Annotated in this window: 19 protein-coding genes; 9 read left to right on the top strand and 10 right to left on the bottom strand. The window is 54.1% G+C overall.

From position 1 onward, the window contains the following. Positions 1-65 precede the first annotated feature (65 nt). The gene (locus IXC47_RS11150; RefSeq protein WP_195875698.1) at positions 66-1,133 is read right to left on the bottom strand and encodes a type 1 glutamine amidotransferase; all 1,068 of its coding nucleotides are present in this window, start codon (positions 1,131-1,133) and stop codon (positions 66-68) included. Positions 1,134-1,366: 233 nt separating this feature from the next. Here IXC47_RS11150 and arsC point away from each other — a divergent pair, with 233 nt between their 5' ends. Then, positions 1,367-1,738, top strand: coding sequence for an arsenate reductase (glutaredoxin) (gene arsC, locus IXC47_RS11145; RefSeq protein ID WP_175624633.1), 372 nt, complete (start codon positions 1,367-1,369; stop codon positions 1,736-1,738). A gap of 2 nt (positions 1,739-1,740) precedes the next feature. Here arsC and IXC47_RS11140 read toward each other — a convergent pair whose 3' ends face one another. Beyond that, positions 1,741-3,411 (bottom strand): response regulator, encoded by a 1,671-nt coding sequence (locus IXC47_RS11140; RefSeq protein ID WP_175624632.1) that lies wholly within the window; start codon positions 3,409-3,411, stop codon positions 1,741-1,743. 160 nt (positions 3,412-3,571) lie between these two features. After that, complete coding sequence (locus IXC47_RS11135) at positions 3,572-4,810, bottom strand: GGDEF domain-containing protein (RefSeq protein WP_175624631.1); 1,239 nt, start codon at positions 4,808-4,810, stop codon at positions 3,572-3,574. Positions 4,811-5,223: 413 nt separating this feature from the next. On the opposite strand from IXC47_RS11135, the gene IXC47_RS11130 reads away from it, so the two are divergent. Then, positions 5,224-5,751, top strand: a complete 528-nt coding sequence (locus IXC47_RS11130; RefSeq protein WP_195875697.1) for a DUF3455 domain-containing protein — start codon at positions 5,224-5,226, stop codon at positions 5,749-5,751. 79 nt (positions 5,752-5,830) lie between these two features. Here IXC47_RS11130 and IXC47_RS11125 read toward each other — a convergent pair whose 3' ends face one another. The 4 genes from IXC47_RS11125 to IXC47_RS11110 form a co-directional block, all read right to left on the bottom strand. Beyond that, the gene (locus tag IXC47_RS11125; RefSeq protein ID WP_175624629.1) at positions 5,831-7,162 is read right to left on the bottom strand and encodes a hemolysin family protein; all 1,332 of its coding nucleotides are present in this window, start codon (positions 7,160-7,162) and stop codon (positions 5,831-5,833) included. 127 nt (positions 7,163-7,289) lie between these two features. Continuing rightward, positions 7,290-7,508 (bottom strand): DUF2905 domain-containing protein, encoded by a 219-nt coding sequence (locus IXC47_RS11120; protein WP_175624628.1) that lies wholly within the window; start codon positions 7,506-7,508, stop codon positions 7,290-7,292. Between the two features lie 36 nt (positions 7,509-7,544). Further along, on the bottom strand, positions 7,545-7,739 hold the full coding sequence (locus tag IXC47_RS11115) for a DUF2905 domain-containing protein (RefSeq protein ID WP_195875696.1): 195 nt from the start codon (positions 7,737-7,739) through the stop codon (positions 7,545-7,547). 45 nt (positions 7,740-7,784) lie between these two features. Continuing rightward, positions 7,785-8,945 (bottom strand): class I SAM-dependent methyltransferase, encoded by a 1,161-nt coding sequence (locus IXC47_RS11110; RefSeq protein ID WP_195875695.1) that lies wholly within the window; start codon positions 8,943-8,945, stop codon positions 7,785-7,787. Positions 8,946-8,985: 40 nt separating this feature from the next. On the opposite strand from IXC47_RS11110, the gene IXC47_RS11105 reads away from it, so the two are divergent. Genes IXC47_RS11105 through ttcA form a run of 3 tightly spaced genes read left to right on the top strand, consistent with a single transcriptional unit; the run spans position 8,986 to position 11,158 of the window. After that, positions 8,986-9,765 (top strand): SDR family oxidoreductase, encoded by a 780-nt coding sequence (locus tag IXC47_RS11105; RefSeq protein WP_195875694.1) that lies wholly within the window; start codon positions 8,986-8,988, stop codon positions 9,763-9,765. A 42-nt stretch (positions 9,766-9,807) separates the two neighbouring features. After that, the gene (locus tag IXC47_RS11100) at positions 9,808-10,203 is read left to right on the top strand and encodes a dihydroneopterin aldolase (RefSeq protein WP_124572596.1); all 396 of its coding nucleotides are present in this window, start codon (positions 9,808-9,810) and stop codon (positions 10,201-10,203) included. Positions 10,204-10,219: 16 nt separating this feature from the next. Next, positions 10,220-11,158: a tRNA 2-thiocytidine(32) synthetase TtcA gene (gene ttcA / locus IXC47_RS11095; protein ID WP_175624624.1), complete on the top strand. Its 939-nt coding sequence runs from the start codon at positions 10,220-10,222 to the stop codon at positions 11,156-11,158. Positions 11,159-11,203: 45 nt separating this feature from the next. Here the strand turns inward: ttcA and IXC47_RS11090 are convergent, their stop codons facing one another. Next, positions 11,204-11,959: a class I SAM-dependent methyltransferase gene (locus tag IXC47_RS11090; protein ID WP_195875693.1), complete on the bottom strand. Its 756-nt coding sequence runs from the start codon at positions 11,957-11,959 to the stop codon at positions 11,204-11,206. A 112-nt stretch (positions 11,960-12,071) separates the two neighbouring features. Between IXC47_RS11090 and IXC47_RS11085 the strand changes: the two genes are divergently transcribed. Beyond that, positions 12,072-12,830 carry a helix-turn-helix transcriptional regulator gene (locus IXC47_RS11085; RefSeq protein ID WP_195875692.1) on the top strand — a complete coding sequence of 253 codons (759 nt, stop codon included), beginning with the start codon at positions 12,072-12,074 and terminating at the stop codon, positions 12,828-12,830. 14 nt (positions 12,831-12,844) lie between these two features. Here IXC47_RS11085 and IXC47_RS11080 read toward each other — a convergent pair whose 3' ends face one another. Continuing rightward, positions 12,845-13,738 (bottom strand): DUF6279 family lipoprotein, encoded by an 894-nt coding sequence (locus tag IXC47_RS11080; protein ID WP_195875691.1) that lies wholly within the window; start codon positions 13,736-13,738, stop codon positions 12,845-12,847. Positions 13,739-13,756: 18 nt separating this feature from the next. Between IXC47_RS11080 and glmU the strand changes: the two genes are divergently transcribed. Further along, positions 13,757-15,115 carry a bifunctional UDP-N-acetylglucosamine diphosphorylase/glucosamine-1-phosphate N-acetyltransferase GlmU gene (gene glmU / locus IXC47_RS11075; protein WP_195875690.1) on the top strand — a complete coding sequence of 453 codons (1,359 nt, stop codon included), beginning with the start codon at positions 13,757-13,759 and terminating at the stop codon, positions 15,113-15,115. A gap of 28 nt (positions 15,116-15,143) precedes the next feature. Here glmU and IXC47_RS11070 read toward each other — a convergent pair whose 3' ends face one another. Continuing rightward, positions 15,144-15,617 carry an Lrp/AsnC family transcriptional regulator gene (locus IXC47_RS11070; protein ID WP_175624619.1) on the bottom strand — a complete coding sequence of 158 codons (474 nt, stop codon included), beginning with the start codon at positions 15,615-15,617 and terminating at the stop codon, positions 15,144-15,146. A gap of 147 nt (positions 15,618-15,764) precedes the next feature. Here IXC47_RS11070 and glmS point away from each other — a divergent pair, with 147 nt between their 5' ends. Further along, positions 15,765-17,582: a glutamine--fructose-6-phosphate transaminase (isomerizing) gene (gene glmS, locus IXC47_RS11065; RefSeq protein ID WP_175624618.1), complete on the top strand. Its 1,818-nt coding sequence runs from the start codon at positions 15,765-15,767 to the stop codon at positions 17,580-17,582. A gap of 579 nt (positions 17,583-18,161) precedes the next feature. Further along, positions 18,162-19,034: a hypothetical protein gene (locus IXC47_RS11060; protein WP_195875689.1), complete on the top strand. Its 873-nt coding sequence runs from the start codon at positions 18,162-18,164 to the stop codon at positions 19,032-19,034. The last annotated feature ends 84 nt before the right edge of the window (positions 19,035-19,118 follow it).

The raw sequence follows: 19,118 nt of genomic DNA, 5'->3' as shown, positions 1-19,118 counted from the left end.
TTCTTCACCTATTTTTTTAAAATATTTTTATAGATGCGTAGACCAGGGTGACCGCTAAGGTGGGATCAGAAACGAGTTTCCCTTGCTGCGCGCAGGAAATTATCGAGGACTGGCGTGCAATCCAGCAGTTCGGAACCACCAGCACGATGGAATTCCGGATGCCATTGCAAACCCATGACGAAACGCGCCTTGGTATAGCGTACCGCTTCGACAATGTTGTCAGTTTGCGATATCGCTTCAATGGTGAGATCCCGTCCCAGGTCGCGTACGGCCTGATGGTGGATGGAATTGACCAAAGGTGAAGTCTGGCCGGGAAACAGCGATGCCAGCGACGAACCCGGCGGGAATGCAATTTCGTGACGATGACTATCGTACAAATCATTGACGTGCGGCATCGCGCTCGGCACGTCGGTAGCAATGTCCTGATATAAGGTGCCGCCAAACGCGACATTGATCAACTGGCAACCACGGCAAATGCCCAACACCGGCTTCCCGGCCTCTATGAATTCATGCAACAGCTCTAGTTCATACATATCGCGTGAGCTATCACCACTCCACTCCGGCCGCGTCGCGGTTTGCGAGTATGTCTGCGGCGCTACGTCGGCACCGCCTTGCAAGACCAGGCCATCAAGATGCTTCGCATAGTCGCGCAGACGTATCTTGCTTGGATGCAGCAAACCGTTGGTATTCACGGTAGGGATCATCAGCACTAATACATCGCGTGACATCACCCACTGCGCAATCGACTCTTCCAGGTATTGCAGGGTTTTGGCCTGCAGACCCTTGGCGCCACTCTCCGGGTGAAAGATACGGGCGGAGACGCCGATTTTCAGGGTGCGCTGCGTCAGCCGACGACCGACTTGTTCGGACAAGCTTTGCAGGCGCGCCTGGAAGATGCGCCAGGCTTGCTTCCACGGCGTGTCGTCCGGCATCTGGTAGGCAGGCACATTGTGCTTGCCGAAATCCGGCTTGGTTTTGAACGACGCAGGCGATGGCACCGAGCCGACTTGCGGCTCTACACTAGGAGGGGCACTAGGCGTTGCTTCTGGCGGGGTAACGGCTTCACTCGGCGAGGCGGCTTCAGCAGGAGTTTTTGATTCTGGCGGCAAATTGCTATTGGAGTTGTCAGACATGGCATCACTTTTAAATCGAGTAAAGATAGACAACGCTTATCGCAGAATTATCCGCCTTCACCGAGAATTGTTTAAAAATACAGAAATTCATCGTATGTCGTGCAACGCTACGTCATTTAACCGGATCTGGCCTTGATTATAGGCGCGCTCTCGATTCCCGACCAAGGGCAACATAAACAGCCCCGACCGAAAACGGCATAATGTCGACTCTCCTCATCTGACTTAGCCACATCATGCTGACCATTTATCACAACCCACGCTGCTCAAAATCACGCGTAGCCCTCACATTGACTGAAGCCTTCGCCGCGCAACACAGCCTGGAATTGAATGTCGTCGATTATCAAAAAACACCGCTGAGCCGTGCGCAACTCGCGGAGTTGCATCAATTGCTGCAATCAGATGGTGCTATCAGCGTACGCGCCATGGTGCGCGACAACGAAGACGAATACAAAGAACTGCAACTGGACAAGGCTGATGACGCACGCTTGTTGGATGCACTCGCCAGCCATCCGAAGCTGCTGCAACGCCCTATCGTGCGTTTCGGTCTACGTGCAGTGATCGCGCGTCCACCTGAGTTGGTACAGGCTATCCTGATCGCACCCTGAACTTATTGCTTCTCGGTCTGCGGCGCTGTGTTCAGCGCCTTGATAGGAACGCCGTAGACACGCTCCATCGCATATTTTTTCAGGATGTCTCTATACATGCTGGCCAATAGCGATAAACGCGGATTACGCGGATCGAGGCGGCGCGCATTGGCGATATAGGTGCGCGCCTGCTCACCGAGCTGCACATCCCAGCCCAGGCTATCCAGACATTTCAATACGGCGACGGCAGCGTTGAACACCACTTGCGGATTGTCTGGCAATCTTTCTGCCGCTTCTGACATCAGCGCAACCGCGCCGTGATAATCACCGAGGCGCGCTTTCTCCGCACCGGCCGACACCAGATCCACCACCTGGCTTTTGCTTTCACGTGTCACCCGCTTGGCCAAGTCTTCACGCCCGGCTTCGCGAAACAGACGCATTGCACGCGTCATGGCGACATTGGTGGACGCATTACCGACCACTGAGGTCATCACCTCGACCGCGCCCTGCTCCAGCCCGCTGGCGAGACAATTTTGCGCCAGCGCCAGCTTGGTATCGTTAGATAAACCTATCGCTTCCTTGCACGCCAGCACCGCTGCTTCCAGCTCTTCTACCGCCTGCTCTTCATCGCCGTTATGCTTATGCAGCATGGCGGTTGCCAGTGCGCGACAGGCCGGGGTCTTCTTAATGTTAGCCAGCGATTTCGCAAGGTCGCGAATGATAGGCGAGACCAGCTGCAGTTCGCCTTTGGCGATCGAAGTCCTGACCAGATGGACATGGTCCTCCGGTTCGCGGAATTCAGAGAATTTCGCCTTGTTAATAACTTGCTGAAATACTTTGTGCGCAGTGTCGACATCGCCGGTTTCCAGCGCGACATTGCCGAGCTTGCGCAAGCGTTGCAAGGCGTGCGGCGAGCGTGTAACCGCATGCTCCAGCGTTGCCTGTGCCTGCGGCATCAAACCCCGCGCTTCCTGCGTCTTGGCCAGCCAGTCATAGGCTTCGAGGAATTGCTTTTTCTCCGCGACCAGCGAACTCAGCATCTCTTCCGCTTCTTCAAACCGGTCCTGCATGAACAGGCTCGTGGCCAGGCCCAGTCGCGCCCATGCTATCGAACGCTTGGCAAAGATCTCGGCATAGATCGCTTCCGCTTCCGCCAATTCGCCCAGCGTCATGTGCAGCTCGGCGCGCAAACGCATGAACTCGGCCTGGTAACGTGGCTGGGTACGCTCCGCCAGTACACAGGCGTTAATCGCATCACTCAGGTTACCCTGCTCTATCAATTGATAAATCGGACTCAGCGCATTGCGTTTATCGATCGCGCGGGCGATCCGGTCCATCAGGATTTCTGCGGTGAAGGGCTTGAGTACGTAATCATTCAGGGCCAGCTCGGCGGCACTAACGACTTTTTCATGATTGCGCTCGGCAGTCACCATGATGAACACAGTGGAAGGCGGCATGATTTTGTGATGCCGCAGGTCTTCCAGCAATTGCTGGCCATCCTGCCCCTCGCCCAGATCATATTCACAGATCACCAGATCGAACTGTTTGTGCTTGAGCGGACGTATCGCACTGCCGGAACCGGCGGCGTACTCGATCTTGCCTATACCACCCAAGCTCAGCATATTGTGGATGCTGGCACGCATGCCAGCATGCGGCTCAATGATCAGGGCGGTTAGTCCGGCAAGTTCTTGCATGGTATTTCAAAGCCAAATGAGAAGGTGCGCCCGGCACGTGGCACGGATACACAGGAATCTTTCCGTAGAACAATATTACATTTGTTAAACGGTGTCATCGCAATTTAATCATTTCAGCTGTCAATTCGACCACACAGCAGACACAATTTCCATTCAAATATCAGGCGAGCACGCCCTCCACCGTGGCCCCTTCGACCACGACCTGATTGCGGCCATTCTGTTTCGCCGTGTACATGGCGGTATCTGTACGCGAAAACAAATCCAGCACCGATTCACCAGCTATGTACTGGGTCAGTCCGATGGATATCGTGACACCATGGCGCAATTTACCCTGCCAGTCGTAGTGCTCGATCTGCGTGCGGATCCGTTCAGAGATATTCAGGGCCGCCGAAAGCGGGGTCTCCGGCAAGACCAGCAGAAATTCTTCACCGCCATAACGGCCAAAAATATCCTGCTTGCGCACATTTCCCTCCGCCACGCGAGCGAAGGTGCGCAAGACTTCATCGCCACCCAGGTGCCCCGCCTCATCATTCACGCGCTTGAAGTGGTCGAGATCGATCACCGCCAGACATAGCGGCGCGCCACTTTCATCTGCCATCCGTTTTTGCTGTTCCAGCGCTGCCACGATGTAGCGGCGGTTATAACAGCCGAGCAAGACATCACGTTGTGCATCTTCTTCAATGTCCTTGATCTTGCGTGTCGCCTTGAACAAAGCGTTATGCAATTGCTGCATACGGCTCGCCAGCACCACAAACCCCGGCAAGGTCAGCAGCAGACTCAACATGAGCGCACCTTCCAGTTGCAGCATCGCCCAGTCGCGATATTGCTGATAGTGCACGGCGATCACCAGCAGATAGCCGCACAGCGTCACTATCGTCAGCAATAGCATCATCTTCGGTGATACGCGGTGCAGGACGAAGGTCATGGTCAGGAACAGGAAAGGCGTGAACAGGATCTGCGTGGCCGGTGCCATATACGAAAGCACCAGCATGATGCCTATCGCACACAAACTGATAGGCACGCGCAAATTCTTTTCACGGGCGCGGTTATTCCAGCCCGTCAGGAAACACAGATAGAACATCGATACCGTGCTGGTGATCAGTACGGTTGCAGTCGTCAACGCCACCTGATCGACCAGACCATGCATGTAAAACACTGCCACACCGACCAGATAGAAGAGACCGAACAAACCGATCAGCAGCAAGCGCTGCAGGCGGGCGTTCTGGCGATTGCGATGATTGAGTATGGTCTGGCGACGCGCGCGCACCACATGGATTTTTGCCGACTTGGCGGACTTGCTGCCAGCACTGCGCAAAGGCGTAACAGGATCGGGGGCGGCCGTGTGCAGCGGAGCGTTATCCGTCGCGGGCATAGCGTGATGTTCGCCTGTTCGTTGCATGTAAATCCGTCTGAGAAGTCCTGCCAAACTCGTTGAGCACACCATCCGACTGAAACAATTTACTGCTAATTCCCTGCACGCAACTACACCATATTCGCTCTTAAAAGACACGCACTTTTATTGCCTTTTAACCATAAGTCACATTCACGCATGCCCGCCAATGTTGCATCGTTCAGTCAACAATTGTTATCACTTTCACGAGAGCCATCATGTTTGCCGCGTGCTTGCAGAGTAAGCACTCGCATGACGAAAGATGAAGCGCACAAAAATGCTGTGCACAAAATTTAAGCAGAATTTCACGAAGACACATTTGGAAAATTTCTTAACGCTTTCTGAATCTGTCGGACCTTGCACGTCGTATATGGTCTAGGGTGCTATCCAGCCCTGATCCATCAACCAATCAGGAGATTTCCATGTACGCAAAAATTACCCTGCTCGCTGCAGCTACGGCACTGAGCGCCTGCTCCGGCCATATGATGATGAAAACACCGGAAGCACCTGCCGCAGTGACGGTTCCGGCGGGCAATAAAGTCGTGATGAAAACGGTGGGTATCGGCGAGCTGACTTACCAATGCCGCGCCAAGGCCAATATGACAGGCGCTTTCGAATGGGTGCTGGCGGGACCGGATGCGATTCTGTATGACGGCAACAAGATGGCCGTCGGCAAATACTATGGCGGCCCGACCTGGGAAGCCAATGATGGCAGCAAGGTAACCGGCAAGCAGTTGGCCGTATCGCCGAACCCGGACTCTATCCCCTTACAACTGGTACAGGCCAACCCATCCATGGGTAAAGGCGCCATGAGCGACATCACCTATATCCAGCGCCTGAACACTGTCGGTGGCGCAGCACCGGCCACTCCTTGCGGAGCTGCCAACGTCAACGCCAAGCAAATCGTGAAGTATCAGGCAGACTACGTGTTTTACCGCGCCTCCATGTAATTGCTGGCGGCAGAAACAAAAATGGCCGGATAGTTATCCGGCCATTTTTTATTTACAGCTGTATTTTTGTTGAAGCGGCTTAACCGGCCTCATCCGGTGCCACATCGTCCGGCGACGGTTCGAGCTTGGTAATCAACAAACGATCGATACGGTTACGGTCCATATCGACCACTTCGATGCGATAGCCTTCCCATTCAAAGGAGTCGGACATTTGTGGAATGTGGCCAAGGAAGGTCATCACGAAACCAGCCAGCGTATGGTAGGTGCCGGATGCTTCTTCCGGGAAGCGCACATCGGTTTCCAGCAATTCGCGGAAGCGGTCAAACGAGACGCCGCCATCAATCAGCCATGAACCATCATCGCGGCGTACGCCATCGACTTCGTGGTGCTCATCGATCACAGAAACATCACCTACCAGCGCGCCCAGTACGTCACTCAGGGTGACGATACCTTCAATTTCACCGTATTCATCAATGACCAGTGCCAGTTCTGCACGGTTTTTCTTCAAGGTTTCCAACAGCTGCATCGCGCTAATGGTTTCCGGCACGAACAAAGGTGGACGTGTCGCTGCAGCAATGTCCACGGTATTGATCGCCTTGCCACGTATCGCCTGTTCGAACAGGCTGCCAGCGTGCACGATACCGATCACATGCGAGATATCGCCACGGCAGACCGGGAAGCGGTTATAAGAGCTGTCGGCAATTTTGGCCAGGTTCACTTCGATCGGATCTTCCAGATCGATGAAGTGCACATCCAGACGCGGCGTCATCAGGCCAGCCACGCGCTGGTCATCCAGGCGCAAGGCACGCGAGACGATATCGTGTTCGGTTTTTTCAAACAGGCCAGCGTCGGTACCCTCGCGGAACAAGCCAGCGATTTCTTCTTCGGTCACCGCATCGTCTTTCTTGTGATGCATGCCGAGGATACGCAGGATGAATTCGGTGGTGCCGGTCAGGACTTTAACGAAAGGCCCCATCAGGCGCGACAGCCACAACATGGGGGCCGCCACCAGCGAAGCCACGACTTCCGGATATTGCATGGCGATACGCTTGGGCACGAGCTCACCCAGGATCAGCGATGCAAAAGTAATACCGACAACCACGATAGCCAGTGCAATTTCACGTGCGTAAACGCTCACAACCGGAATCAGTGCGACTTCAGGAGTCAGGCGCTCAACCAGCGACGCTTCACCGAACGCACCGTTGAAAATACCGATCAGCGTAATACCAACCTGGATCGTGGAGAGGAAACGACTAGGACTATCGGACAGATCAAGTGCCGCTTGTGCACCCCGGCTGCCGTTTTCAGATAATTTTTGGAGGCGGATACGCTTGGAGGTTACGACCGCAATTTCAGACATGGCAAAAATGCCATTAACCAGGATCAAACCCAGGATGATAAATATGTCCACTACTAAGGGAACTCGCAGTTTCTACCCGCCAGCCCTACTGTTGATAAGTGCTGAATAATATCATTAGCGCGCCAAATGGCAGAAAAATCGCAAAACTAGCTGCATAAAACCCGGGTTTTATAGCGTTTTAACAGAACAAACAGGTTCGCTTTACGATCTCCGCAACCAAGAAAGCAAGCGCCGACCACAGCACGGTAGAACCGAAGGGCAGTACAAAAATCCGGCCAAACAGCTGGAAGCGCACATCCGCAGGCAGCCGCCCTACGCCCAGCTTCTCGATAATCCACGGTATCAGTGCGTAGAAAACGGTCAGACCAATAAAGATCACCGCGACCCAACGTATCATTACTTGTCCCTCGCTAAACCTTGCCCGGAGCAAAACTCAAAACAGGCGCGCCAGCAGAAAAATGGCGCTAGATAACAAAACGGTAGAGGCGAATGGCAAAAAAATGGTTTTGCCAAACAACTTGAAACGTATATCACCAGGCAAACGACCAATGCCGAATTTTTCCAGCCACGGCAAGGCAGCGGAAAACACAATGACGGCGATGAAGATCGTAATAAACCAGCGAACCATGTGCAACTTTCATGACGCGCCGGTCTAGCTACCCGGCATCCGGCTTTACAGTCGGCGGCTTTGGTCCGCGCGATCAAACTGGTCGGGCAACTGCACCGCCTTGCCCACTACCAGCACTTTGAACAACTCGCCCATCTCGGCCGGCGAAGTCAGCTTCTGCACTGCATTTGCTTTCGGCAGGTAAGCCATATGATCTTCCGGCGCGGTCGCCAGCAAGCGATCACCAAGGCCAGCCGCCAGCAGGAAACCGGCCTGGCTCATGTAACCGACCATTTCCAGGCCATTACGCACGGCGGCATACGCCATGCTGGTGAAATCGACGTGTGCTGTGATGTCTTGCAAACCCGGCAAGTAAAACGGATCAGGATGTGAATGATGGCGGTAATGGCACATCAGCGTCCCTTCGGCGCGCTGGTCCAGATAGTATTCGCTGGCGGGGAAACCGTAATCGATCAGGATCGCCGCGCCACCCTTGCCAGATTGCTCATACCCGGCGGTCAGCATGGCGGCCAGTGTATGCATGAAGCCGCCCGCGATCGGATGCACTTCAGTCAGGTAACCAACCTGCAACTCCGCCGCATCGGGTATTTGTGCGATCAGGTCCTGATCACATGGGCGATCGGCGAAGACAAAGCAACCGTCCACCACGCTGACACCGCGCTCCAGCCACGCAGTTTCACCTTTGACAACCAGTGAGACTGGCATCGCATCCAGCACTTCATTGCCCAGCACTACGCCGGAAAATGCCGGTGGAAAGTCGTCCAGCCAGGTCACTTGCGGGAAGCCAGCCAGGGTTTCCTGCTGGCGCGCACGCAATTCGCCGGACAATTCGACGATGGAGTAACGCTCCAGCGGTATGCCGTCGGCCGCGCACTCAGTCAGAATATCCAGTGCCAATTTACCGGTACCGGCCCCGAATTCGAGGATTTGCGGTGCGCTTTGTGCCATCAGCCCGTCGGCCGCATGGGCCAGGGTTTCACCAAAAAGCGACGTAATTTCGGGCGCGGTTGTAAAATCACCGTCTTTGCCAAGTTTTGCAGCACCGCCGCTGTAATAACCGACGTCCGGCGCATACAGCGCCAGCTCCATATAACGGGCGAAAGAAATCCAGCCCGCATGACGGTTAATTTCGTCAACAATCAGGTTCTGGAGCTTGTGTGACGCAGATAATGCGTCCGAAGAAGGTTCTGGGAGTTGCAATTGCATGGCGGTATTGTAGAGAAATCAGCGAAACACACAACCATTCATGTCCACAGATAAGCAAACGTCATTGAAAAAGACTGCCCTCGTGACCGGTGCCGCTCGTCGCATCGGCCGTACGATCGCGCTCGCACTGGCGCAAAACGGCTGGGATGTGGTCGTGCATTACTCGCGTTCGGAGGCAGAAGCGCAAACCACGGTCGCCGACATCGTAGCGCTTGGACAGCGCGCGATCGCATTGCAATGCGACCTGAATGATGAGGCTGGGGTAAAGACCTTATTGGATCAGGCTGCCGCGCAACTGGGCCCGGTTTCCTGCGTCATCAACAACGCTTCGCTGTTTGATTACGATAGCGCAGCAGATTTTTCGGCGGCGACACTGGATGCACATATGCATACCAATCTGGTCGCACCCGTGCTGCTGGCGCAAGCGCTGCACCGGGCCACGCCGGAAGGCGCGCAAGCGGTCGTCGTGAATTTGCTGGACCAAAAACTGTTTAACCTGAATCCGGATTTCCTGTCCTACACCTTGTCCAAGGCGGCGCTGCAAACAGCGACCACCATGCTGGCGCAGGCACTCGCGCCCAAAGTACGTGTGGTCGGCGTCGCACCCGGCATTACGCTGGTATCCGGCGAGCAGAGCGAAGCGGAATTTCAGCGTGCGCATAAAGTCACGCCGCTGGGCCGCTCCAGCACACCGGACGATATTGCCCACGCCGTCCGCTTCGTGATCGAGGCGCAGGCGATGACCGGCACCACGCTGCTGGTCGATGGTGGCCAGCACCTGATTCCATTACAACGCGATGTGATGTTTGTCGCATCCTGAACACCCCAGATTTTTCACCTGTAGTACAACCGGTTTACTTATATGAATTCGTTCCTGTTCCACCCACAACTCGCCGACTGTCGCCGCCTCTTCCTGCGTAACTACGAAGTGCAGATCAATATAGGCGTGCACGAGTTTGAAAAGAAAGGTGAACAGCGCGTGCTGATCAACGTTGATCTCTTCATTCCATTGAAAGAATCGACCCCGACCGCCGATCACCTGGATGAGGTCGTGGATTACGACTACATGCGCAGCACCATCGCCAAGCGCATGGCGCAAGGCCACATCCATTTGCAGGAAACCCTGTGCGACGACGTGATCAAAGCCATGCTGGCGCATCCGAAAGTCCGCGCCGCACGTGTTTCAACCGAAAAACCTGACGTCTACCCGGATTGTGAATCAGTAGGTGTAGAGGTATTCCAAATCAAGGGGAACTAAGGTGTCATCAGCCCTCATGCAAGAAACTGTAGCCGCGCCGGATACCGACGCCGCCCTGAGCTTCAAACAAAACGAAAAAATCGTTTACGAAAACAACAAGCTGCACAAACGCTTGTGCCGTCAGGTCGGCCAGGCCATCGGCGACTTCAACATGATAGAAGACGGCGACAAAGTCATGGTTTGCCTGTCCGGCGGCAAGGATAGCTACGCATTGCTGGATATCCTGATGACCTTGCGTGAACGCGCGCCCATCAGATTCGACATCGTCGCGGTCAACCTCGACCAGAAGCAACCAAACTTCCCCGATCACATCCTGCCGGCTTACCTGAAGCAACTGGATATCCCCTTCCATATCGAAAACCAGGATACCTATAGCATCGTCAAGCGCCTGATCCCGGAAGGCAAGACCACTTGCTCGCTGTGCTCACGCCTGCGTCGTGGCATCCTGTATCGCGTGGCCGACGAACTCGGTGCCAACAAGATCGCACTCGGCCATCATCGTGACGACATCATGGAAACCTTCTTCCTGAATATGTTCTTCGGCGCGAAGATCAAAGGCATGCCGCCCAAGCTGCAATCCGATGACGGCAAACACATCGTGATCCGTCCACTGGCCTACGTGAAGGAAGCCGATACCGAGCGCTATGCGCAGGTTAAGAACTTCCCCATCATTCCTTGCGATTTGTGTGGCAGCCAGGAAAACCTGCAACGCAAACAAATCAAAGGCATGCTGCGCGAATGGGAAAAGAAATTCCCGGGTCGCGTCGACAATATTTTCTCGTCCTTATCCACGGTCGTGCCTTCGCACCTGATGGATAAAGATCTGTTTGGCTTTGCCGACCTGAAAGCAACTGGCGAGGCGATGGCGAATGGCGATATCGCATTTGATGAAGAGCCATGCTCGACTGGCAGCACCAGTATCCCCGGCATTATCCCGCTGCGTACAGACGACTAAGCAGCTATCAGCTGACAAGAAAAAGCCCCGCCATGCGGGGCTTTTTTATTTTCTGGCAGTAAAGAAAGCAGCGTCGATATCAAACGAGTAGTCACCCTGTACCGCAAAATAAGCGCGGCTTTCTTCCGGCGCGGTATCGAACAGGCTGCGTATCGCAGCCGTCCGCTGCGGCGGTGTCCGCATACGCGCAATCCACTCATCAAACACCATGCGCAACTTCCAGCCGCGCACGTATTCATGTGCAAACCCGGCATCGGCAAACATCGCCGCCCATTCCGAAACACGATAGTCACGTACATGCGATGCATCACGCAACAACTCCACTGCCTGCAGAGTCGTGTCGTGCAAGGCAATTTCCGATGCGACGATATCGATCACCACCACCATGCCGCCCGGGCGCAAGACCCGGTGCATCTCACGCAAACCGCTGGGCACGTGCAACCAGTGATGTGCCGAGAAACGCGTGACGACCAGATCGAAGGACGCATCCGGAAAAGGTAAATGCTCGGCCTGTGCCTGTTCGGTACGGATATTGGACAAATCGCGCTCTGCTGCCGAAGCCGCAACGACCTCCAGCATCTGCGCTGACAGATCACAAGCGGTAACACTGGCGGCATGCGGTGCAACGGCAAAACTGATATGACCGCCGCCACAACCCAGATCCAGCACCTCGGGCGCCTGCAGCTTGCGCGCGATGTCTCGCACCGCCTCCAGATCCGCGCCTTGCGCATGGACCGAACTGGTCAGATATGACGCGGCCGTATTGCCAAACTGTTCTGCTACCACTGCTGCCTGTTTCATTTTTCACCTCCACGTAATTGGGTAGATGTACGATAGGCGATGATTTATCCTGTAACAAGACAAGTATTTATACTGGTATATTTTCTGCCAGACTGACACTCGGAATACCACCATGCATAAGCCATTGGGCGAATTCATACGCTTGCACCGCGAACAGACCAAACCGCAAGACGTCGGCCTGCGCGCCGATGGACGGCGCCGTACGCCTGGCTTGCGGCGTGAAGAACTGGCGCAATTATGTGATGTCAGCCCGACCTGGCTGGAACAAGGGCGACCGGTATCAGCTTCGGCCAAAGTATTGGGTCGTCTGGCCGATGTGATGCATCTGACGGCTGCCGAACGCACTTATCTGTTTCGCCTGGCTGACAAACTGGACACGTCGGAAGCCAACCACGACAGTCCATCCGCCAACTTCGCAGCCATCGTCAAAGCGATACGCACTCCCGCTTATATTCTGGACCGGCAATGGGATGCGATCGCCTGGAATCGTCCGGCCACAGATTTATTCAGCGGCTGGCTGGATCAGGGCAAGTCAGCGGCACCGGCCAATCTCTTGCGCTTCATGTTTGGCAGCAGCAGTGCGCGCAGCCTGATCGCCGACTGGCCGGAGCGCGCGCAACGGCTGGTCGCCGAATTCCGCGCTGATTGCGGCAAGTACGCCGATGACGAACCGTATGCCAGCCTGATCGCCGAGTTAAGGCGAGACAGCGAGGAATTTAAAACCATGTGGAATGCACATCATGTGCTGGGACGGGATGGCGGCAGTCGTCGCTTCCGGCATCCGACGCAAGGCGCACTTACTTTTGAACAAGTGACGCTCAACCTCGCGGCTGCGCGCGAGGTCAAGCTGGTGATGTTGTTACCGGCCTGATTCAAACGAGACCATCAGGCGGCCTTGGCGGCCAGCTTGTTAAAGTCATTCACCCAATCCTGCAGAGTTTGTATGAAGTAGTTCTTTTGCTTGGGTGTGGTCATGTGCATGATGCCCGCCACCATGCGCGCATTCGCCGCATTTGATTGCTCAAAGAAAGCCTGATGCTGCTGGTTGCCGTATCTATCCACAGTGGCGGCCACATACTTCTTCAGCATCGCAACTGCCGCTTCCTTACCCGGTTTTTCAGCGTGTATTTTCTTCAGTACATCTAATAGCGCGCGCTGTCTGCTGAGGCGTTCGGCCATCAACAATTCATTATTCAGGGGACGTGCATCGGACAGGCTGCGTATGCTGGCTTCCTGTTCACGGCTGAAACCACCGAACCAATACTGCGCCTGTTGCAGGGCCTTGCGATAGCGGAATTCCTGGCGCTCTTCGCTTGTACCGACCAGATACTCTTTGCGGAATTTATCGTTCGATTTGGCAAATTTCTTTTCTATGTTGGCGATCTGTTCCGAGGTCAACGATAGCGCCAGGTCGGCAAAATCTGGCGTCGCTTTGTCGGCGATCTCCAGCACCTGCGTGGTGACATCACGATAATCACCGAGCAAATCGGCTTGCGTTACCGCGGCAAAATCCCTGTGCCGCATGCGATCTATCAGCCGCACGTATTCCTTCAATTGGGTCTGGCGGTGCCAGACAAAGACCTTATCTATCCGCTCCTTAACCCATTGCTTTTGTGAACTGTCGAAGTCGACATAGCTATCCAGCCACCAATACGAAATCGTTTCACCATTGCTGTAACCGAGACGCGCCGCGCTGCAGGCGAGCAACAAGCTAGCCATCAGCAGGATGGTGGCTTTTTTTGCAAAATGTCGCAGGGGACGCGTGATAAAATTTTGCATTCTTTTAACTGGCTTCCTATGAATATCGTCATTCTTGCTGCAGGTATGGGAAAGCGCATGCAATCTGCGCTGCCGAAAGTGCTACATCCGTTGGCGGGCAAGCCTTTGCTCTCCCATGTGATCGATACTGCACGGCAATTGTCACCCACACGTTTATGCGTAATCTACGGCCACGGCGGTGAACAAGTACCGCAATTGCTGCAAGCCAAGGATTTGTCATTTGCCAAACAGGAACCACAGCTGGGTACCGGCCACGCCGTAATGCAGGCCGTGCCCCAGTTAGATGATCATACGCCGACGCTGATTTTGTATGGCGACGTGCCTTTGACTACTGCAGCTTCACTGCAGCGCTTGTTGGACAGCGCGGGTAAAGATAAGTTGGGCATTCTCACCGTCAACCTCGGCAATCCGACCGGCTATGGCCGCATCGTCCGCGAAAACGGTGCTATCACGCGCATAGTTGAGCAGAAAGACGCCCAACCCGCCGAACTCGAGATCAACGAAATAAATACCGGCATCATGGTCGCGCCGACTGCTGCACTCAAGCGATGGCTGGCCAAGTTGTCCAACAACAATGCGCAAGGCGAGTATTACCTGACCGATATCGTTGCCAGCGCAGTCGCAGACGGCGTGCCTGTTGTTTCCGCACAGCCAGACCACGAATGGGAAACGCACGGCGTCAACAGCAAGGTGCAACTGGCCGAGCTGGAGCGCATACATCAACGCAATCTCGCGCATGCCCTGCTGGAACAAGGCATCACGCTGGCCGATCCGGCGCGCATAGACATCCGCGGCACGCTCACTTGCGGCCGCGACGTGACCATTGATGTCGGCTGTGTATTTGAAGGCGACGTCAGCCTGGCCGATGGCGTGCGTATCGATGCCAACTGCGTGATCCACAATACGACCATAGGTGCGCGTAGCCATATCCGCCCTTACAGCCATTTTGAAAATGCAGTGGTCGGTGCCGAATGCATCATCGGCCCTTACGCGCGTCTGCGTCCGGGCACCGTCCTCGCGGAAGATGTGCACATCGGGAATTTTGTCGAAGTGAAGAACAGTGACATCGCTGCGCACAGCAAGGCCAATCATTTGACCTATGTCGGCGACTCGACGGTAGGTTCACGCGTCAACATAGGTGCGGGCACGATTACCTGCAACTACGATGGCGTCAATAAATCACGCACCATCATAGAAGACGATGTCTTCGTCGGCAGCGCCACACAATTGATCGCACCGATACGCGTCGGCAAAGGTGCAACGCTGGGCGCTGGTACCACCCTGACCAAGGATGCCCCAGCGGATAAACTGACCGTTTCACGCGCCAAGCAAATCACGGTCGACAACTGGCAACGCCCGGTCAAGATCAAGAAGTAAATGCAGCTTCACGCCATCGCGGTAATCATCAAACCGCGATGCGCGTTTCAAATTTGCTGCGATTGATGGAAAAGAAACTACGTACGTTACGCACATTCGCATGCGTCGCAAACAGGCGATGTGCCAGCGCGTGATATGCCGGCATATCCGCCACCTGCACCACCAGCACAAAATCCGGCCCCGGTGACACGCGATAACATTGCAGCACCGCCCCCTCCTGCGCCACCAATGCCTCAAACTCGACCTGGCGCTCATCCGCCTGGTTATCCAGCGTGATTTCCACTATCGAGGTCAGGCCCGCCCCCACCTTTTCCGGCGCCACGATCGCAACCTGGCGTTCTATCACGCCCGCATCTATCAGTCGTTTGACGCGACGCAAACAGGTTGGCGGCGACGCATGCACGGCAAGCGCCAGCTCGTTGTTGGTCTGCGACGCATCCATCTGTAAGGCATTGAGTATGCGCTTGTCCAGTTCGTCCAAATCTACTTGCTTAGTGAGCATTTATTAAAAATATCCGCAGTATTTGAATTTATATTTCACTATAGACAGTCTATAGAATAATAAGCCAAATATTGCAAAATTTTGAAATCTTATTTCATTTTGCTTCCACTAGTATGGTGCAATTCATTTCTACACAACGAGGTTCCTATGTGCGGTATCGTCGGCGCAGTCGCTCAACGCAATATCACTCCCATCCTGGTCGAAGGCCTTAAACGACTCGAATATCGCGGTTATGACTCTTGCGGCGTCGCGCTGCACGTCAATGGCAAACTGGAACGCGCACGCAGCACTGCGCGCGTGGCCGAGCTGGAAAAGCAAATCGAAAAGGAACACCTGAGCGGCTTCACAGGTATCGCGCATACACGCTGGGCCACCCATGGCGCACCGGCTTCGCACAATGCCCATCCGCATTTCTCGCGTGACCGCATCGCGCTGGTACACAACGGCATTATCGAAAACCACGATGAACTGCGCGACGAACTGAAAACCCTGGGCTATGTGTTTGAAAGCCAGACCGATACCGAAGTCATCGCCCATCTGGTCGATCATATGTATACAGGTGACTTGTTCGAAACCGTACAACAAGCGACCAAGCGCCTGGTAGGTGCTTTTGCGATTGCGGTCTTCAGCCGCGATGAACCACATCGCGTGGTTGGCGCCCGTCGCGGCTCACCATTGATCGTCGGTATAGGCGACGGCGAAAACTTCCTCGCTTCCGATGCACTGGCGCTGGCAGGCACCACCGACCAGATCATTTATCTGGAAGAAGGCGATGTCGTCGACTTGCAATTGCAACGTGTCTGGATCGTCGATGAAAACGGCAAACCAGTGCAGCGCGAAGTCAAAACCGTACATGCGCACACCGGCGCGGTCGAGCTTGGACCTTACCGTCACTATATGCAGAAGGAAATCTTCGAACAGCCGCGCGCCATTTCCGACACATTGGAAGGCATTGCTTCCATCACACCTGACATCTTCGGCGACAAGGCTTACGGCATCTTCAAGAAAATCGACTCCGTACTCATCCTGGCTTGCGGCACCAGCTACTACTCGGGCATGACCGCCAAATACTGGATAGAAGCCATCGCCGGTGTCACCTGCAACGTGGAAATCGCCAGTGAGTACCGTTATCGCGACAGCGTACCGAATCCGAATTCATTGGTAGTCACCATCTCGCAAAGTGGCGAAACCGCAGACACGCTGGCGGCGCTGCGCCATGCGCAAGCGCAAGGCATGCGTCATACGCTGACCATCTGTAATGCTGCGACCAGCGCCATGGTGCGCGAATGCGAACTCGCCTACATCACACGCGCCGGGGTTGAAGTCGGCGTCGCTTCGACCAAGGCATTCACCACCCAACTGACAGGCCTCTTCCTGTTGACGCTGGCATTGGCGCAAATCAAAGGTCGTCTCAACGATGAGCAAGAAGCTGCACAGCTGAAAGCCATGCGCCATCTGCCATCTGCGATCTCTGCTGTACTCGCGCTGGAACCGCAAATCATTGCGTGGGCCGAAGCCTTTGCCCGCAAGGAAAACGCACTCTTCCTCGGACGCGGCCTGCACTATCCGATCGCGTTAGAAGGCGCGCTGAAACTGAAAGAAATTTCATACATCCACGCCGAAGCGTATCCGGCCGGCGAACTGAAGCACGGCCCACTCGCTTTGGTCACGCAGGAAATGCCGGTCGTCACCGTCGCACCGAATGACTCGATGATCGAAAAACTGAAATCGAATATGCAGGAAGTGCGCGCCCGCGGCGGTGAGCTGTATGTCTTCGCGGATGCCGACTCGCGCATCACCTCAGGTGAAGGCGTGCATGTCATACGCCTGCCGGAACACTATGGTTTGCTGTCTCCTATCCTGCATGTAGTACCACTGCAGTTACTGGCCTATCACACCGCACTCGCGCGCGGCACCGACGTCGACAAGCCACGTAATCTGGCGAAATCGGTGACGGTTGAATAAAGGCAGTAAGGAGTCGATAGACGCTTTGATTGACTAATATTATAGGAATCCTTTAAGCTAATTTTTATAAAATGACTAAATTAGTTCAATTATAGGAATTTTTACAGTCAGCTTTAATGTGTCGACAACAAATAAAGCTCTTTCCTTGATGTGCGTTCTTTGAATGACTAATATTGTGGATAATTTAAATAGAAAAATCATTGAAATTACTAAATTATTTTAACTATGGATAATTGCTTCAAATATTTATGTGGCCCGGAGGTCGACAACAAATAAATGTGAGCGAACAATTAAGTTCGACACAAAACAATCTTTGTGAGAAAACCTATTAATTCCGGATACAGCCACCCTATTCATGGGATGGCTGATTCGGCTAGAAGATGTTGTAATACTTCCGTCCTTGCATAAGGCATCTTTCCCTTTACCCGTCCATGAGGCGGGTATTTTTTGACCTAGTATTTAACCTCTGAACGAGGCGGACTGGCGTGAACCTAATCTGGCGAGCTGCCGAAGTTGCGCCTGTAATGCAAATACAAACTAAAACAGCAGCAAGGCACAGGGCAATGTAAACTGATGCACATGGAGCGCATACTTGAATCACAAATGCTGGAAGGCGAGATTGGCTTAGTCATCGACTATGAGCCAGGGAAAACTTTGGCCGTTGACGTTCTTCAAGCTGCCATGGGAATGATTGAGGCACTCGATAAGCTCGATGCTGCCTTGTTATCTAGTGTAAACACTTCTTTACAGCCCGTGTCGGTGCTAAACGATGTGCAGCACTCCTCTTTAAAAATGCTGCTGGCCAGAGCGCTTCGGCATATTCCTGACGATGCTGTTCATAATTTGGATTGGAAGCAATGGGTTGGAGGTTTGCTTGTAAAGGGAAAATACAAGCTGCTGCAAAACTTGGAGGCCGACGCGCCAGAGATTCGCGCCACATTAATTGAACTCGAAGAAGACTATAAAGCCGCGCCGGTTGGGCTGTTGGGATATACCCCGCCAACTGTTGCCGATGTGCGAGAGGCTCTTGATGGCGTTATCCAAGCTAGAGCCGCACTACCCGGTCAGCACATGGAAGTGCAAACAGAGTTGGGGGATATCACAATTCCAGAGGCAGTTTTTCAGCTTGACGACGTTCATGTCGCTGGGCCGCAGCAAACTGTAACCAATACTGGAACTGAATTTTTCAAAATTAAAGCGCCTGATATGTTAGGGTCGTCGCAGTGGCAAGTCATCAGAAATGGACGCAATACTCGCGTGGATATGCTTCACCAAAAATGGCTTGATTCGTATCATGCGCGCGAGTTTAGTATTCTGCCGGGCGATAGCCTTAAATGCGTGTTCGAAGAAACAATCACCTACGACGATCTAGGTAACGAAATCGAACGCAAGTTAGCGATCGTAGAGGTGCAAGAAGTTATATCCCCTCCAATGCAACGCCCTCTCATCTAAATACAAGCCCCGCCCAGTCGGGGCTTTTTAACGTCCATAGCTCATGTTCATTGTTAATAGAGTCATAGAACAAATTTGGAAGTC

The organism is Herminiimonas contaminans, from assembly GCF_015645465.1.
In the GTDB taxonomy this organism is placed as follows: domain Bacteria; phylum Pseudomonadota; class Gammaproteobacteria; order Burkholderiales; family Burkholderiaceae_D; genus Oxalicibacterium; species Oxalicibacterium contaminans.
Note: the sequence above shows the minus strand (reverse complement) of the source record. Positions and strands in the feature narration are given on the sequence as shown.

Excerpts from the sequence above, each read along its gene's own strand:
- IXC47_RS11130 (WP_195875697.1), top strand. The coding sequence starts at position 5,224 with ATGTACGCAAAAATTACCCTGCTCGCTGCAGCTACGGCACTGAGCGCC.
- IXC47_RS11085 (WP_195875692.1), top strand. The coding sequence starts at position 12,072 with ATGCATAAGCCATTGGGCGAATTCATACGCTTGCACCGCGAACAGACC.
- IXC47_RS11060 (WP_195875689.1), top strand. The coding sequence starts at position 18,162 with ATGGAGCGCATACTTGAATCACAAATGCTGGAAGGCGAGATTGGCTTA.
- glmS (WP_175624618.1), top strand. The coding sequence starts at position 15,765 with ATGTGCGGTATCGTCGGCGCAGTCGCTCAACGCAATATCACTCCCATC.
- glmU (WP_195875690.1), top strand. The coding sequence starts at position 13,757 with ATGAATATCGTCATTCTTGCTGCAGGTATGGGAAAGCGCATGCAATCT.
- IXC47_RS11150 (WP_195875698.1), bottom strand. The coding sequence starts at position 1,133 with ATGTCTGACAACTCCAATAGCAATTTGCCGCCAGAATCAAAAACTCCT.
- IXC47_RS11070 (WP_175624619.1), bottom strand. The coding sequence starts at position 15,617 with ATGCTCACTAAGCAAGTAGATTTGGACGAACTGGACAAGCGCATACTC.
- IXC47_RS11090 (WP_195875693.1), bottom strand. The coding sequence starts at position 11,959 with ATGAAACAGGCAGCAGTGGTAGCAGAACAGTTTGGCAATACGGCCGCG.
- IXC47_RS11115 (WP_195875696.1), bottom strand. The coding sequence starts at position 7,739 with ATGGTTCGCTGGTTTATTACGATCTTCATCGCCGTCATTGTGTTTTCC.
- IXC47_RS11105 (WP_195875694.1), top strand. The coding sequence starts at position 8,986 with ATGTCCACAGATAAGCAAACGTCATTGAAAAAGACTGCCCTCGTGACC.
- arsC (WP_175624633.1), top strand. The coding sequence starts at position 1,367 with ATGCTGACCATTTATCACAACCCACGCTGCTCAAAATCACGCGTAGCC.
- IXC47_RS11110 (WP_195875695.1), bottom strand. The coding sequence starts at position 8,945 with ATGCAATTGCAACTCCCAGAACCTTCTTCGGACGCATTATCTGCGTCA.
- IXC47_RS11120 (WP_175624628.1), bottom strand. The coding sequence starts at position 7,508 with ATGATACGTTGGGTCGCGGTGATCTTTATTGGTCTGACCGTTTTCTAC.
- IXC47_RS11140 (WP_175624632.1), bottom strand. The coding sequence starts at position 3,411 with ATGCAAGAACTTGCCGGACTAACCGCCCTGATCATTGAGCCGCATGCT.
- IXC47_RS11080 (WP_195875691.1), bottom strand. The coding sequence starts at position 13,738 with ATGCAAAATTTTATCACGCGTCCCCTGCGACATTTTGCAAAAAAAGCC.
- ttcA (WP_175624624.1), top strand. The coding sequence starts at position 10,220 with ATGCAAGAAACTGTAGCCGCGCCGGATACCGACGCCGCCCTGAGCTTC.
- IXC47_RS11135 (WP_175624631.1), bottom strand. The coding sequence starts at position 4,810 with ATGCAACGAACAGGCGAACATCACGCTATGCCCGCGACGGATAACGCT.
- IXC47_RS11100 (WP_124572596.1), top strand. The coding sequence starts at position 9,808 with ATGAATTCGTTCCTGTTCCACCCACAACTCGCCGACTGTCGCCGCCTC.